This window comes from Pseudomonas sp. S44 (assembly GCF_016624805.1).
In the GTDB taxonomy this organism is placed as follows: Bacteria; Pseudomonadota; Gammaproteobacteria; order Pseudomonadales; family Pseudomonadaceae; genus Aquipseudomonas; species Aquipseudomonas machongensis.
The window spans coordinates 42,617-58,757 of sequence record NZ_JACVTY010000001.1 but is presented as its reverse complement, the minus strand read 5'-3'; the positions used below and the strand labels follow the sequence as shown (position 1 = coordinate 58,757).

9 protein-coding genes and 2 pseudogenes are annotated in these 16,141 nt (G+C 60.4%); 5 read left to right on the top strand and 6 right to left on the bottom strand.

Features of this window, described 5'->3' with window-relative positions; translation table 11 throughout:
- Positions 1-81: 81 nt before the first annotated feature.
- Entirely contained in the window at positions 82-4,968 is a 4,887-nt protein-coding gene (locus tag IAE40_RS00245) for an NEL-type E3 ubiquitin ligase domain-containing protein (RefSeq protein ID WP_200602371.1), read from the bottom strand.
- 109 nt (positions 4,969-5,077) lie between these two features.
- A complete protein-coding gene (locus IAE40_RS00240) occupies positions 5,078-7,438 on the bottom strand; it encodes a DNA polymerase II (protein WP_200602370.1) in 2,361 nt (786 codons plus the stop codon).
- A gap of 198 nt (positions 7,439-7,636) precedes the next feature.
- On the opposite strand from IAE40_RS00240, the gene IAE40_RS00235 reads away from it, so the two are divergent.
- A complete protein-coding gene (locus IAE40_RS00235) occupies positions 7,637-9,790 on the top strand; it encodes a TonB-dependent siderophore receptor (RefSeq protein ID WP_197890795.1) in 2,154 nt (717 codons plus the stop codon).
- A 27-nt stretch (positions 9,791-9,817) separates the two neighbouring features.
- On the opposite strand, the gene IAE40_RS00230 is transcribed toward IAE40_RS00235, so the two are convergent.
- The gene (locus IAE40_RS00230) at positions 9,818-10,297 is read right to left on the bottom strand and encodes a VOC family protein (protein WP_153773738.1); all 480 of its coding nucleotides are present in this window, start codon (positions 10,295-10,297) and stop codon (positions 9,818-9,820) included.
- Between the two features lie 215 nt (positions 10,298-10,512).
- Here IAE40_RS00230 and IAE40_RS00225 point away from each other — a divergent pair, with 215 nt between their 5' ends.
- From IAE40_RS00225 to IAE40_RS00215, 3 genes are all read left to right on the top strand, one after another.
- Positions 10,513-11,082 carry a ComF family protein gene (locus tag IAE40_RS00225; protein ID WP_153773739.1) on the top strand — a complete coding sequence of 190 codons (570 nt, stop codon included), beginning with the start codon at positions 10,513-10,515 and terminating at the stop codon, positions 11,080-11,082.
- Entirely contained in the window at positions 11,082-11,756 is a 675-nt protein-coding gene (locus IAE40_RS00220) for a hypothetical protein (RefSeq protein WP_200602369.1), read from the top strand. The genes IAE40_RS00225 and IAE40_RS00220 overlap by 1 nt, the downstream gene beginning before the upstream one ends.
- Positions 11,757-11,900: 144 nt before the next feature.
- Positions 11,901-13,103: an MFS transporter gene (locus IAE40_RS00215; protein ID WP_200602368.1), complete on the top strand. Its 1,203-nt coding sequence runs from the start codon at positions 11,901-11,903 to the stop codon at positions 13,101-13,103.
- A gap of 4 nt (positions 13,104-13,107) precedes the next feature.
- On the opposite strand, the pseudogene IAE40_RS00210 reads toward IAE40_RS00215, so the two are convergent.
- The 3 genes and pseudogenes from IAE40_RS00210 to IAE40_RS25905 all read right to left on the bottom strand — a co-directional run.
- A pseudogene (locus IAE40_RS00210) lies at positions 13,108-13,368 on the bottom strand (LysE family transporter); the annotation flags it as partial.
- 115 nt (positions 13,369-13,483) lie between these two features.
- Positions 13,484-14,686: a hypothetical protein gene (locus IAE40_RS00205; RefSeq protein WP_200602367.1), complete on the bottom strand. Its 1,203-nt coding sequence runs from the start codon at positions 14,684-14,686 to the stop codon at positions 13,484-13,486.
- A 329-nt stretch (positions 14,687-15,015) separates the two neighbouring features.
- Positions 15,016-15,261: a DUF2971 domain-containing protein gene (locus tag IAE40_RS25905; protein ID WP_442797130.1), complete on the bottom strand. Its 246-nt coding sequence runs from the start codon at positions 15,259-15,261 to the stop codon at positions 15,016-15,018.
- 174 nt (positions 15,262-15,435) lie between these two features.
- Here IAE40_RS25905 and IAE40_RS00195 point away from each other — a divergent pair.
- A pseudogene (locus tag IAE40_RS00195) lies at positions 15,436-16,066 on the top strand (LysE family translocator).
- Positions 16,067-16,141: the final 75 nt, after the last annotated feature.

Genomic DNA, 16,141 nt, shown 5'->3' with positions numbered 1-16,141 from the left:
GCCTTCGCTCAGGAGGTACGGAAATGGCCGGCACCCACTGCAGAGCATAGCCCAACAATGAACGCCGGCCCCCTTCGCCGCTCAGCCCATGCCGCTGCCACGGCTTGGTCCAGGCTGCGGCTCGGAAGCACCCGGTTCCAGCTGGGATGGGTTCTGCGCCAGTGCGGCTCGGGTCAGTTCTATGATCCGTGCCTGCACCGCCGCATCGTGCTCGGTCGACAGCAGGTCCATCGTCTGGCGAAAGGTCTGTGAATCCATGCCTGTGCCAAGCGCGCGCATGCGCTCGGCGAATTCGCTATCGACCAAGCGCATCTCAAGGCTGGCACGCTGCTCGCGCAGTTGCCGGTCGATATCGGCCTGCCGCTGCTGATGGTCCTCCAGGGCGTCCCCGCTCAGGCCGTCGGCTTGAAGGCTCAGTTGGCCGGACTGCGCCTGCAGCCGCTGCACCTCGTCACGCAGGGCTTGCAAGGTGTCGTCATAGGATCGAGCGCCTGATGAATCATCGCCAGCCATCTCCTGAACCACCTCGATACGCTCGAAGAACGGCTTCTTGATGGCGTCGAACTCCGCTTGATGGCTGTTCTTGAGATGCTCGGTCCAGAATTCACGCATGAACAACGACTCGACCATGGCCTGCTCGGTTTCCCCCTCGCGCAGCCGCTGGCGGGCGGCTGCCAGACGCTCGGGAGTCAAGCCGGCAGTCTGCTGATAGGCGATGTCTGCCGGTTGTGCAGGCAGATCGAAGTCATCGCGCAGCATGACACGGTAGGCCAGTTCCACCTCGACTTCATCGGGATCACGCCCCGCGACCACACGAGCGGCAATGTCATCGACGGCAATCCGTTCGATTTCATCCAGGCGCCACAGCTGCCGGCCCAGGCGAACCAATGCCGCATCTTGGGCACCCGCCTTGGCGTCGACCAGCGCCTTCCAGACCAGCATGCGCACTTCCAGTCGGCTGAAGTTACCGATGACACTGTCCTGGCAGGTCCTGGGCAACATCGCCTGGGTGAACAGTTCCTCGCGCACCTCGGCATGCTCGCGCATCGCAAGCATCATGCTGGTCACTCGCCGCCCGAGATCCGCGCCATGGTTGCGAAAATCCAGTGTCTCCAGCAGGCGGCGCAACAAGTCCATGAAGTCGGCGCTGCCCGGCGCCTCGGCCAGCCCATTCCAGTACTCGTCGAACTGTGCGGTGGCGCCTGATTCGATCACCCGTTGCCAGGTATTGCGGGCACTGTCGAGCGCAGCAGCACCCTCCTCCGCTTGATCACTGACATTTTCGGCTTCCAGCTCCTCTTCAATTATCAGTTGATGACGAATCATGAAGCTGCGCAGTCGCTGGGTCGACGTGGCGCTCAGCGGGTTCTCGCTCAACAGCACCGCGCGGGCGTACCACCTGGGGGCACTGAAGAAGTGATCGGGAAGTTCGACAATTGCGTTGTGACGCAGGTCAGCGACCACCAAAGAGCCTCGACTCAGCAAGCCCTCGGGCAACTCGCTGATTCCGGTATGCGCCAACTGCAGGGAGTTCAGATGCGGCATGCCCGCCACGGAAAAACTACGCCCCAATGGGTTGTACGACAAATCCAGCAGCCTCAGGTGCGTCAGCTGCAGCAGCGTGGTCGCCTGGCGATCGTCCAGCATGATCTGATTGCCGGTCAGGTCCAGCTCACGCAGTCGCGACAGGTGACGTAACCGGGGCGGCAGGCGGGTAAGCCTGTTGTTGGGTAACTCGAGGACTTCCAGGCGACTGAACGCCCGCATGAATGTGCTGGAAATCTCGGTCAGGCCAATGCCGCGCAACGACAATGACACCACCTGATCGAAGCGAACCTGTTGCGAAAGCTCCGGGAGCGACTGCAGCGACACGGTCCACAGGTTCAGGCGTTGGCCGATCACGCGCCCGTTCTGGTCGTACACCCTGGGCAGCGTGCGCCGCCAGGCCGCAAGCAAGGCGTCACGCATGTAGACTCTTTCGCCACGGGCGCTCAGGCTCATGGGCTGATTGGTCCACAATTGCAGGTCCGTCTCCAGCACTGCCAACTCATCCTCAAGCCGACTCAGCTCGGTGTGAAAGTTCCCGCCGCTGTTGCCAAGCGTCACCAGCCAGGCTCGTACATCGTTGTCGCTCAGGTTCGGGTAGAGGTTACGCACTCTGGCGAACAACGGCCGGCCTCGCCCCCGCCCGCCCCCGCGACCACTCAACGGGTAACCGACCCGGCCATCCGCCAGACGTTGCGGCGCGCGGAACCAGCCTGCAGAGTCCCGCCTGCCGAGCATCGTCTGGACGTCCGCCCGACGGGCCGCGGTCGCGCGCGCCAGGGTCACACGCAGGTTGTGGGCCAGGGGCTCGCCCAATCCCAGGGCCTCCCGCTGAGGGCCATCCATCGCACTGCTCAGGACCTCGAACAACTCCCCTTCCCCGAGCACCGCCTCGGTTGCCCCATCGAGCAGTAGGAAGTCCCCATCGGTGTGAAGCAGTGTCAGAGTGCGAACGGCCTGTGTGCGGTCTATCGACAGCAGCACCGGGCCGTTCGCAGAGCCCTCGCACAAGCGCCAGGCCACGTTGCGCGAAGCACCCGGCAGGATGTCGAGCACCTGCAGCGCAACACGGGCAAGGTCGGCATTCTGGCTAGCGTCCAGATACAACCCTTCGAACACTCGGGCCACTCTGATACGCCACACCGCAGCGCCCGCCTTTGAAGCAAGGTCCACCGCAACCCGGCCGTCATCCAGCAAGCGCTGGCGATCCACAACACTGGCTTCGCGCATCAGTTGCGCAGCCGCTCGACCGTGCAATGAAGCGAACTGCCGACACAGACGCTGGACGCCTGCGTCCCCCGGTGGCTGCTCCAACGCATACAGCTGCTCGAACAGACGCCTTCGTTCGAACCAGATCAACTCCGCCAATGCCTGGTCCGAAGCACCAGCGGCGCCGGGCAGTAACCGCGCCTGATCAAGCACGGCCTCTTCGGTGGGCATGACCCCGCCGCGCAATTGCCTGACCACTCGACGGATGCGCAGGTCCAGCCGATACCGAACGACACTGTCCTGCCATTCGCCATGGGCCACGCGCCCCTCGACATGTACCGCTCGCAGATGCTGAGCCTGTATGTCGTGGGCGAGCAGGATCTCATCGATCTGGTCGTCATCCAGCTCGGCAAAGTCATGGCCCAGGCGCCGGAAAGAGCGCCGAGGGTCATCCCACTCCAGCGGTTGCTCCCACCACAGCCGCCAGCTACCCGCGCCATTGTGTCTGAGCACCGGCGCATGCTTGTCGTCACCCTGCAGGCGCCAGCGCTGATCGCTGCCCTGCGCAACGCGATAGTACTGGCCATCCATTTCAACCCAGCAGCCTTCACCTGCCCGGTATACACCCAGGTCGTCACGCACGGCCCCCGCAGGCGGCGCACTGCGAAAGGGTGTGAGGTCTTCTTTCCACAGCCGCGTGCTGCCGTCCTCCAGCCGCACCGGCAACAGGCTATCGACGAGTGCCGAACGGCTCCAGGCCGCTCGCGCCAGCTGCGCACCTGCCGCCGTAGCCGCAATCATGGCGACATCGCCGGCGACGTTGAGCAGGTGATCGAGTGCCTCGCTGCTGTCCCCCTCGTGCCAGGCCTCGACACCGTGGTAGACCTCACCCAGCAGTTGCCATGCGCTCACCGCGAGCAACACCGCGCCCAGGGCCGGCACGAAAAGCCCCGCTATGTTGAGCAAAGCCCAGCCCTCTGCGGACAAGCGCTGATCGTGCTCACGCCGGACCTGTTCATCCACAGCAGCCGAGGGCACGGCGATCATCGCCGCATCGGCCTTGACCTGCGCGATGCGCGCACGACCCAGCGCAATGAACAGCGAGCCCTCCAAGGTACTGGCGGTGGCCTGGTCGCTGATCTCCCAAGGATGCATGTGCTCTTCCAACGCAATGTTCGCCAGGTCCGACACACCCTGGTAGCCCGAAGCCACAGCAGAAAAGAACGACTGCGCATCGCGGCGCAACACGAAGCGGCTGAAGAAACGCTGATACCCGGGCAGCCGCAAGCGCTTGCCCAGGTCATTGGCAAAGTAGCGCAGGTTGGGAAACGCGCTCCATGGGGTCGCGGGATCGCCCGGAATATGGACCAGCACCCGGTGGCTGGAGCTGTACAGGGGGCTGAGGGTCTCATCGCGCACATCCAGCACCACGATCTGCTCCAGGGTGCACGCCAACAGGCTCAGGCGCTTGCACTGTACCGGTCGTCCTTCGAAGGTCAACGGGGCTTTCTGCGCGCAGAGATTCTGCACCAGCACGTATTCGTCCTCGCTCAGGACGCCTTTGAGCCGAGCGACACAGGCATCGGCCAGCATGCCGTAGCGATGGGCACGGCCGAACACCGAGTCGGCGCCAGCCTCCGAATCGCTGTACAGCTCCAGCACCGTGTGCAAATGGCGCTGGTATTGACCGCCCAGGTCCAGTGACCGGCACAGCGCAGCGAAATGACGCGCACTGGGCAGCCGGGCAGAGCCATTGCCAGGATCGCCTAGCCGGGTACCGGGTAACTGCCCGCCGTCCTCGGTTTCCTCCTCGCGGAAGTTGCCCAGCGCCGCCTCAAGTAGGGGTATTTGGGTGTACACCGGCACCGTCACCGGGTAGCCGATGGGTATCGAGGTGTGCACCGGCTCGCGGTGCCCACGTCGAAACTGCAGTATGCGGACATCGAAAGGCTCGTCGACATGGGGCTTGAGGGCCTCGGCCAGACGAGTCTGGGCAAAGCTGTCCAGGGGTTCCAACTGCCCCATGATGGCTTGAGCCCGCGTCTGGAAGTACACGCTGAGCTGCATCGCCTCGTGCAACTGCTTGACCTGTTCCGGGGAGGCCTGACGCAGCCAGTCCGGCAAACGCTCCCCAATCACGGCGTCCTGATGCAAGGCCGGAAAATCGGGGACGGTCATGGCGTCTTCTTCGCGCTGTTCGCGGGGGGTCGGCATGGCATCGCGCTCCTTGAAAAAAGAAGCGCAGGCTAGGTGGCAGGGTCCCCGCTCGGGCAGTAGATAGATGCCACCCCGACGGCGGCCCACCGAGCGTGCGGCGGGGCCCTCAGAAGAGCAGGAGCTGGCGATCGGTCAGGCTGGCGAAATCATCCCCAACGAACGGCAGGATCGCATCCGCCACCGGCTGCAACTGCCGGCTCAGGTAGTGCTCGTGATCGACTGGCGACTGCAGGTTCTCCAGAGGCTCAGGGCCTGCCGTGGTGATGAGGTAGCTGATCCAGCCTCCCCGCTGGTATTGCAGCGGGCGACCCAGGCGCAGGTTGTATTCATCGGCAAGGCGCGCGGCGCGCACATGGGGAGGCACGTTGCGCTGGTAGTCCTGCAAGGGACGACGCAGCCGCTTGCGATACACCAGCAGTTCATCCTGTTCGCCCAACAGCGTGCGTCGTACATAATCGCGCACATAGTCGCGGTAGGGTTGGCCCCGAAAGATCCGGCCATACAGCTCCTGCTGGAACTGCCGGGCCAGCGGCGACCAGTCGGTGCGTACCGACTCCAGCCCTTTGTACACCACCTCGTCCTGGCCGTCCGCGCGCTGTACCAACCCGGCATAGCGCTTCTTGCTGCCCTCCTCGGTGCCGCGGATGGTCGGCATCAGGAAGCGCCGGTAGTGGGTTTCGAACTGCAGCTCCAGCGCACTGTGCAGCCCCAGCTCTTGATCCAAATGCTCGCGCCACCACTGGTTGACCTCAGCCACCAGTGCACGCCCGATACGCGCCGCCTGCTCCTCGTCGTGCGCCCCCTTGAGCCAGACGAAGGTGGAGTCGGTGTCGCCATAGATCACGTCATAACCACGTGCTTCGATCAGCGCCCGGGTCTGGCGCATGATCTGATGCCCGCGCAGGGTGATCGAAGATGCCAGGCGCGGGTCGAAGAACCGACAACCGCTGGAGCCAAGCACGCCGTAGAAGGCATTCATGATGATCTTCAGGGCCTGGGACAACGGGGCGTTACCCGCTTTCTTCGCCGCTTCGCGATTCTGCCAGACCCGCTCGACGATGGCTGGCAAGGCGTGGCGGGTACGCGAGAAGCGGGCGCCACGAAAGCCCTCGACCGAGCTTGTCTGATCGGGCTCGCGCAAGCCTTCCACCAGCCCCACCGGGTCGATCAGGAAGGTACGGATGATCGACGGGTACAGGCTCTTGTAGTCCAGCACCAGCACCGATTCGTACAAGCCTGGCCGCGAGTCCATGACGAACCCGCCTGGGCTGGCCTCGCCCTCGCGGCTGCCCAGGCTCGGCGCGACGAAGCCCAACCGGTGCATGGCCGGGATGTACAGGTGACAGAACGCCGCCACCGAGCCACCGCTGCGGTCCACCGGCAGGCCAGTCACCGTGGCACGTTCAAGAAGGAAGTCGAGCAGCCGGGTGTGCTCGAAGATGCGGGTGACCAGCTCGCAATCCTTGAGGTTGTAGCGCGCCAGGGCCGGCTTGTCCTCGGCGAACATCCGGTTGATCTCATCCATGCGCTGGTAGGGAGTGTCGATGGCCTTGCCTTCCCCCAGCAGGGTCTGGGCGACGTTTTCCAGGCTGAACGAGGGGAAGCTCCAGGTCGCCGAGCGCAGGGCTTCGATGCCGTCGATCAATAGCCGCCCCGGTGCATCGGCGAAGAAGTGCGTGCGGCTGCCATGCTCGCGCAGGGTCATCGGCGCACCATCGCGGCCCAGGCACAGAGGCACCTGCAACTGCCGAGCGTGATCATGGAGGATACGCAGGTCGAACTGCACCAGGTTCCAGCCGATGATCGCGTCCGGGTCGTGACGCTCCAACCAGCGGTTGAGGCATTCGAGCAACTGGCCACGGTCGGCGCAGTAGTGCAGGTCGAAATCCTCCACCTGCATTGGGCCGTTGGGAGGTCCGAGCATGTAGACCTGGCGCTGACCGCATCCCTCCAGCGCGATGCTGTACAGCTCGCCCCGTTCGCTGGTCTCGATATCCAGAGACACCAGGCGCAGGCTCGGGCGGTAGTCCGGATGAGGCTTGAGCTGGGCATCCACGACCGTTCCCTGGGCATCGACACGACCACCGAACAAGACCGGCGCGGTAATGAAGCGCTCCATCAGATAGCGCTCCGGCGGTCGGATGTCGGCTTCCAGCACCTCGACGCCGGCCGTGCGCAAGCGTTTGTCCAAGGCCATCAATTGGCGGTGTTGGCGGCAGTAAAGGCCCATCACCGGCCGCTGCTGAAAGTCGCGCAGTTCAAGGGGGCGCAGCTCTGCGCCCGGCTCATCGCCGAGCAACAGTTGTGCATGTGCGGCCTGCTGCGCGGGCACGAACGCCACCGAAACCTGCGCGCCCAGGCGTACACGCCGGGGGCCCTGGTCGGTGGCCAGCCAGAACTCCACACACGTGCCGTCGGGGGTGTCATGCCAATGGCGGGTCAGGACAAAACCCTGCTGCAGCTCCACATGGACCTCACACACTTGATCAAGCGCGAATTCTACCCGCTTTGCGCAAGCCCCGGGACGTCTGGCGATTCTGCAACACGCGGGCAGATGTGAAAAATTTGTCGATTTTTTGGCATACCACGCTTTCGAGGCGCGACAAATCCTGACAAACTTATTGCCAATCATTCTCATAAGCACTAGCAACAAGGATATCCAGGCATGACCCCTGCTGCTCCGCCTCGTCGTTTCGCGCTCAACCTGCTGGCCCTGGCCGTCTGTCTCAGCACCCTGCCCCATGCCATGGCTGACGACCAGCAACCACCCGCGACGCTGGAACTGGGCGCCACCGAGATCAGCGACAACCGGCTGGGCAGCACCACCGAAGGCAGCACGTCCTACACCACCGGCGCCATGAACACCGCGACCAAGCTGCCGTTGACCATGCGCGAGACCCCGCAGGCGGTCACCGTGATCACCCGTCAGCGCATGGACGACCAGAACATGACCAGCATCAACGACGTGGCCCGCTACACCCCGGGGCTGTTCCTCAACCAGTCCAGCGGCCCCGGCCGCCAGAGCTACACCGCCCGAGGCTTCGACGTCGACAACCTGATGTACGACGGCATCCCAAGCGCCTATACCGGTTGGGTGGTTGGCGCCCAACCCAACCTGGCGATGTTCGACCGCGTCGAAGTGGTTCGCGGCTCCACCGGCCTGGTCACAGGCGCCGGTACACCATCAGCGGCCATCAACCTGGTGCGCAAACGCCCACTGGCCGAACAGAAAGTCACCGTTACCGGCGCGGCCGGCAGCTGGGACAACTACCGCGGCGAGCTCGACGCCTCCAGCCCGCTCAACGACAGCGGCACCCTGCGCGGCCGGATAGTGACCTCCTACCGCGACGCCAACGGATTCCGTGATGGTCAGGAAGAAAATCATGGGCTGTTCTATGCCATCAGCGAAGCCGACCTGAGCGACGACACCACCTTGACCCTGGGCTTTTCGCACCAGAAGGACAAGACCAATTTCTTCTGGGGGGCCATCCCGACCGACCTCAGCGGCCATCACCTGGATGTGTCGCGTTCGTACAACCCCGGCACCGACTGGGAAGACAAGGACCAGGAGATCAACACCCTCTTCGCCGAAGTGCGCCACCACCTGGCCAATGACTGGAAGCTGCAGGTCAACGCCAACTACAGCGAGCAGAACGCGCTGTTCCGCGGCTCTTACCTGTCGCGCTGGAACACCGCCAAGACCCTGAGCAGGACGGTCTACCAGTCCGCGCACGACGAGAACCAACTGGGTCTCGACGCCTTCGCCAGCGGCCCCTTCGAGCTGCTGGGCCGCAGCCATGAATTGGTGCTGGGTGCCAGCAAGCGCATCTACGACATGAATGAGCGCGAATACAGCCCCTATGACACCGACTATCCGCTCGATAGCGGCAAGCCGAACTTCCTGCACACTGGCAACAGTCGCTACCTGATCAACCAGGAAGGCGTCTACGCCACCACCCGCCTGAGCCTGGCAGACCCACTCAAGCTGATTCTCGGCGGACGCCTTGACTGGTACGACTACGACCAGCGCGACAACAACGACGGCGACTACAAGGTGACCCGCAACGTCACTCGCTACGGCGGCCTGATCTATGACCTGGACGAGCATCATTCGGTGTATGTGAGCTACACCGACATCTTCACTCCGCAGAGCGGCAAGGATGTCTCCGGCAAGCCGATCATCCCGATCGTCGGCAAGAACTATGAAGTCGGCATCAAGGGCGAATATTTCGACGGTGCCCTGAACGCCAGCCTTGCGGTGTTCCGCATCGACCAGGAAAACCGCCAGGTCCAGATCGGCGCGGCCAACTGCCCGCAGATGACCTGCTATGAAGCCTCGGGCGAAGTACGCAGCCAAGGTATCGATTTCGAACTGCAGGGTGCACTGACCGACCATTGGCAGATCGGCACCGGCTACACCTACGCCCGCGTGCACACCATCAAGGACGAGAAGAACCCGGCGAGCGTCAACAAGCCGCTCAAGTCCGACACGCCCGAACACCAGTTCAAGCTGTTCACCACCTACCGCTTCCAGGGCCCGCTGGAAAAACTGCGAGTGGGCGGCGGCATCACCTGGCAGAGCCGCATGTACAACGACATCCCGGTCGATGGCGGCAACTACCGGTTGGTCCAGGGTAGCTACGCAGTCACCGACCTGTTGGCCGGCTACCAGGTCAACCAGCATCTGGACCTGCAGCTCAACGCCAACAACATCTTCGACAGGAAGTACTACTCGTCCATCTCGAAGTCGGTGGACTACGGCGGCGACACCTTCGGCGATCCACGCAACCTGATGCTGACGGCCAAGTACAGCTTCTGACCCTCGCGGGCTGGCGGGCCAGGCCTGTCAGCCCTTGATCGCGCGCTCGATCGTGGCGATGTCGATCTTGTCCATCTTCATCATCGCCTCGAACGCCCGCTTGGCTGCCGCGCGGTCGCTACCGCCGACCGCGTCGGTCAGCACCCGCGGGCTGATCTGCCACGACAGCCCCCATTTATCCTTGCACCAGCCGCACACGCTGGCCTGGCCACCGTTATCGATGATCGCGTGCCAGTAGCGATCGGTCTCGGCCTGGTCGTCAGTGGCCACCTGGAACGAAAACGCCTCGGAATGCTTGAACGCGCCCCCACCATTGAGGCCCAGGCACGGGATGCCCATCACGATGAACTCCACCGTAAGCACATCACCCTCTTTGCCCGAGGGGTAGTCGCCCGGCGCCTTGTGCACGGCCACCACACGGCTGTCGGGGAAAGTGTCGGCGTAGAACTGCGCCGCCGCCTCGGCATCGCTGTCGAACCAGAGGCAGATGGTGTTCTTGCTGGGCATGGCAGGCTCCCGGATCGGTGGATGATCCTGAGCAGTCTAGCCGGGCCCGTCACAGGTAACTGACGAGGGCGACACACGGACAGCTCGGAATTTTCCTACGCAAGAAACGGAAAGCGAGAAGTCGAAATTGGGACTTCCCCGTCGCAACATTGCCACCGCGGCTGATTGATAGCCGTTCGAACATCTCTGGCATATCAACGACAAGGAAGCCCCACATGGACATTCGCGAACTGCCGGGCAACGACGCCTGGGATTACGGTATCAGCCTCGACAAACATGTCCTCTACAGCGTGCCGGTCGGCGAAAACGCCCAAGGCTACATGCAGTTCGACACCACCCGCACCGCCATCGGCGAGGCTGTATTCCAGCTCAAGTACCGCGACGACTACGACCTGGTGGACTTCCTCGCAGAATCTGTCGTCCAGGCGATACAGAATGTCCCGGTGGATGTCGTGCTGCCCATGCCCGCCAGCCGCCAGCGTACTCGCCAGCCCGTGCACGCGGTGGCAGAACGGGTAGCCCAGTTGCTGGAGCTCGAGTACTGCGACCAGACACTGATCAAGCACAGCAGCACCGTCGCAATGAAAGACCTGGCGACCTATGAAGAGCGCTGCGCCGCGCTGCAAGGTTGCTTTGTCACCCACGACAAACTCCACCCGTGCAATATCCTGCTGCTCGACGATCTGTTCGACACTGGCGCCTCGCTGGAAGCCGCCTGTACCGCCCTGCGCGGATACGCTAGCATCCGCTCAATTGCAGTCGTCACCCTTACACGGAGGCATTGATGCCGAAGGTTTTCATCTCCGGCTCGATCACGCTCAAGCGTCTCGACTCCCAGGTCGAGGCGCGGCTCGACAATATCGTTGCCAGCGGCCATGAAGTGCTGGTCGGTGACGCCGCAGGCGTGGACCAATGCGTGCAGCAGTATTTCGCCAATCGCCAGTACGCCGCCGTTACGGTGTACTGCACCGGTGACACGCCTCGCCACAACCTTGGTGCGTGGCCACTCGTGGCTGTCTGCCCACCCGCCAATGCCAGGGGCCGCGCGTTCTACACCGCCAAGGACCTCGAAATGGCCGAAGCAGCCGATTTCGGCCTGATGATCTGGGACGGCAAAAGCCCCGGCACCTTGAGCAACGTCTTCGAACTGCTGGACAGAGCCCGGAAGTCGGTGGTTTACCGTCAGGCCGCGGGATTGTTCTGCAACGTCCATTGTCTGGACGATCTGCAGGCGCTCATCGCCCAGATGGACGAGCCGGCTCGCCTGGAGGCCGACAAGAAGGTCGGCTTGTCCAAGCGGATCGAACGGCTGTCGAGCAAAGTCGAAGATCCGGTAACCATTCGTCAGCAGATCGATGAACACCTCACGGCCATCGCCCGTCACCAACGCCGGGTGGCCGAGTTGCAAGCCAAGCTGGACGCGATATCTACATCCACCGGCGCCGACCTGTTCTCCTGAAGGCAACCGGCCGGGCGCCGGTTGCCTGTGGAACGGTTTGAACATTCAGCCAGCACACGACTCAATACGGGATTGACGCCCTTTTCGGACATCCGTACGATTTATTCGTACATCCGTACGAAATTATTCCAGCGAGTCTGTACCATGCCCGCCACTCACCGCCTGGCCCGCTACGCCTTGTATCTGCTATTTCTGCTTCCTGGCCTGACCCTCGCCAGTTGGGTCACCCGCACCCCAGCCCTGCGCGACGGCCTGTCGGCCTCCACCGAACAGATGGGGATGATCCTGTTTGGATTTTCAGCCGGAGCGATGTGCGGGATTCTCAGCGCCGGACGCCTCATCACCCGCTTCGGTGCGCACCGAATGATGCGCATCGGCCTGCTCGGCCTGTCCGCCGGCATGCTGGTGCTCGCCGGCAGCAGCGAGTTGGCCAGTGCCTGGTGCGCCTTTGCCGGGCTGTTCATCTACGGCATCGGCATGGGCTGGGCGGACATCGCAGTGAACATCGAAGGTGCCGCCGTGGAGCGGGAAATCGATGCGCCGATCATGACCACCCTGCACGGGTTCTTCAGCCTCGGTACCCTGGTGGGCGCGTTGGCCGGGATGGGCATGACCGCGCTGCAGGTCCCCCTGGACCTACACCTGGTCGTCGCGGCACTGCTTTCGGCCGGCGTGACCCTGGCCCTCGTCCCCCACGCTCCTCGGGCCAGTGAACGAGCAGCGAATCAACCGACAACGCAGGCAGCCGAGTTTGCCTGGGGCGCCTTGCTCAGTGACCGTCGCCTGTTGCTGATCGGCTTCGTGGTGCTGGCCATGGCACTGGCCGAGGGTGCGGCCAATGACTGGCTGCCGCTGCTGATGATCGACGGGCACGGATTCGCAGAAACCACCGGCACGCTGATCTACCTGGTGTTCACCATGGGCATGACCCTGGGTCGATTCGCCGGAGCGCCGGTGGTGCGCCGCTTTGGCCGGGCGCTCACCTTGCGCGCCAGCGCACTGCTGGGTGCAGGCAGCCTGGCGCTGGTGGTGTTCTGCGAGGTGCAATGGATCGCCGCAGCCGCCGTGATGCTCTGGGGCATTGGCGCATCGCTGGGTTTCCCCCTGGCGATCTCGGCAGCCGGGGAAAGCGGTGCACACAGCGACCAGCGGGTAAGGCTGGCGGCAACGGCGGGATACCTGGCGTTTCTGGTCGGCCCGCCCTTGCTGGGGTTCATCGGCGAGCATCATGGCTTGCGCCTGGCGATGCTGCCGGTGCTGACATTGGTGGCCCTGGCGTTCATCGTGGCGTCGGCGCTGCGCGAGCAAGCCCCTTTGCCTGCCGATACCTGCGAAAAGGCCGGCTGAGTGGCTATCGCCGCGCAGCCAGCAAGCCAAGCCCTGCACACCCCAGCAACGAGGCGCTGATCCGATTGAACAGCCGCCGTGGCCGCGGCTGGTTGAACCAGCGCTGCAGGTAGGCACCCAGCGCCGCATAGATCGCGATCGCCGCCCACTCCAACAACAGGAACCACAACCCCAGCCAAAGGAACTGCTCGCTCACGGGGGTGGAACTGCCGATCGACACGAACTGCGGCAGCAAGGCTGTGAAGATGAGAATCGCTTTCGGGTTGTCGATTGACTGTCAATATATACCTGCATCTGAAAACGTCTACACCCGCCCTCTACTCAAGCGGTACTTAGGCTACGTATGGTCTCTTCTGATATGCAAACAGCGGTTCACCCATTCACTTTGAAGGAATTTTTTCGATCAGCAACTTCACTAACTCCTGAAGATTCACCGGGTAATCGTCCCCCCCGGCGATAGATCCTTGCATACCAAAAATCTTAGATGCCACTTCTGACTTTATCTTATTTTGCTCATCATTAGGCAACGACGCAATGTAAGGTGTCATAGCTCTTAAATCCAACGCAATTCTTCTATTCATATGCTCTTGGATACGGTGCCTCGATGACTCTCTAGCCAAATAAGCTGCAGGAACAGACAACGCCAATGCTGCGAACACCTTTAACAAAATATGCGGCAAGTCAAAATTTCCACTCAGCGTTTGGTACAACGCTGCAAAAACAACCAAACCGGAAATACCCATACATGCAAGAGACCAGTATCGCATTTTGTCTGCCCTTACACCTTCTTCTCTAGCAGTATTTGCATAATCAATTAAAAGAACTTTTGCAGCGTTCTCACCTAGCAATTTATCAATCTGCGAGTCGACCTGCTGGCTCCTTTTCGCAGCTTCCTGCGAAATTATGTCCGCACCAGCAACTTCACGCTCCACAGCCGCCTTAATACTTCCAATATCCCCGCGCAGAGTTTCTAAATCCGCTGCAATGGTCGCAGCTGCCTCAGAGGCCTTACCCATACTTGCAGAATTCTCCCTCTTAATTGCATCAATATCAGAAAGCCCTTTAGCTATAATCCTTTCAAAGTTCTCAACATCAGAACGAAGCTTTGCTTGCAATTCAATTATGGACTTATGGGCATCATTAATATTCATTTCGCTCGAAGAAGCCACCCTAAATTCCTCGACGTTCAGGACATAAGGAAGAGTAAACTCTTCGCCATTATCAATACGATCGGAAAAATCGGCCGAAATCCTCTCTAATTTTTTAGCTAACTTAAGGGCTCCCTCACCATAAGAACCTCGGCCAATTATCGCCAAACCTAGGGCCCGTGCATGCACAGCAACTCCCTTAGCGCTAGATACTGCCGCTTCAACATCACCCTTAGTAGCCCTACCTACAAAATTCTTATGATTAATTTCTAAATTACTTATACTCTCCCTATCCGAACGGGCCATTTTTTGATCGCCGATCTCGGCCAGCAATTCCTTCAATGAAATAATTATGTCACTTACTTTCTGCTTGCAAATGTCTATTGGATCTAGCATCTCACCCTCCACGGCAACCAGACCTGCGCGAAAGCGCACGCCTTTGTCACTTGATACGATAGCACTTAGCCACCTACCTGGCGACTATGACTATATTACCGAGACTAATAACACACCCCATGGTCCACGGCTCACCTCTCTATGGCGACCCAAGTAGCGCACCTATCTTTCGGTCTAACACCTTAAAATCAATCGCCCATCGGCACGATTTTAATTCTGTATTTGACATCCCCATTTTTACCAAAGGTATGTCTTGAGTATTACAAATCTGCTCCAGCCTAAATAAGTTATCCGCACTGATCCGCACCCCAGCATACACCCTCTTAGGTTTCGGGACAGGGATAGAGGTAGGTGACGGTATAAAATTATTAGAATATACTAACCTCCCCCTTCTCATACGACCACTCTTTATTCTTCGTGATCGCCGGCAATCCAACAGATAACGGATTTACCTTTGAACGATCCAAATCGATCATATGCTCGGAATGAGCATGTAGGATTTCACTATATAAAATCGGACACATGAACCTTGTATTAAGATCATGCACACCCAAGGAAGTGAAATCATACTCAATGCAAAACCCCGCATGATCTCTAGCATAGTGCGCCCACATCAAAATTGACCTTTCCGACTCACAAAACGAACATATCTTACCCAACCCTTTCGTTTTCTCGGAAAAATCATTAATCATTTTACCTCGCCTCTCATTAAGCACCGCAATAATAGCCTCATATAGAATTGGCTCCACTTGATGGGCAAGCGGCCATTAAATAACGAGGAGGCACTGATGAATAATTCGACACTCCTACTGCTTATACCGGCATGTTTCGCCCTTAACATGGCGCCCGACCCAAATAATTTACTTTCAGTCAATAACGCCACGCATTACGGCTTCTGGACTTCGTGTTTTGCAGGCACTGAAAGACTCATTGCTTTTTCCGCAATGATAGCACTCACAGCAACGGGCTTACCCGCTGCACTTGAAGCATCCGAGCTATTCCGAGCTATTGTTTTATGGAGTGAAGATTCTCGGCGCCGCTTATCTATTCTATCTATCCTTCAAGCTCTGGACAGCAAAAATCCAAAAGCAGCGATCGGACAGTTGGAAGCAAAGAAACTTTATGCACCTAGCGAAACAAGAGTTCCTAATTGCAACTGGAAATCCAAAACCGATATTGATATTCACTGCTTTTCTACCCCAATTCATAGATCCAGCGCATGATGTCGCGCCGCAATTTGCGACGTTAGGCGCTCTGTTCCTGGTACTTGAGATGGTCGCACTTGCAGGATATGCATTGATCGGGCTGCATTTGCGCCGCTGGTTCAATGAGCCCCAAGGAAAGCGCCTGTTCAACCGCATTTGTGCGGTGCTTTTGTCGAGAGCAGCCTCGGTGTTGCTCGCCACACGGCGGGCCTAAGATACCTCAGCGGCCAAAAGATGGCTAATCTATCTGCCATTTCTTGACTGCTGGCAAAGCCCTACCATCTATCTA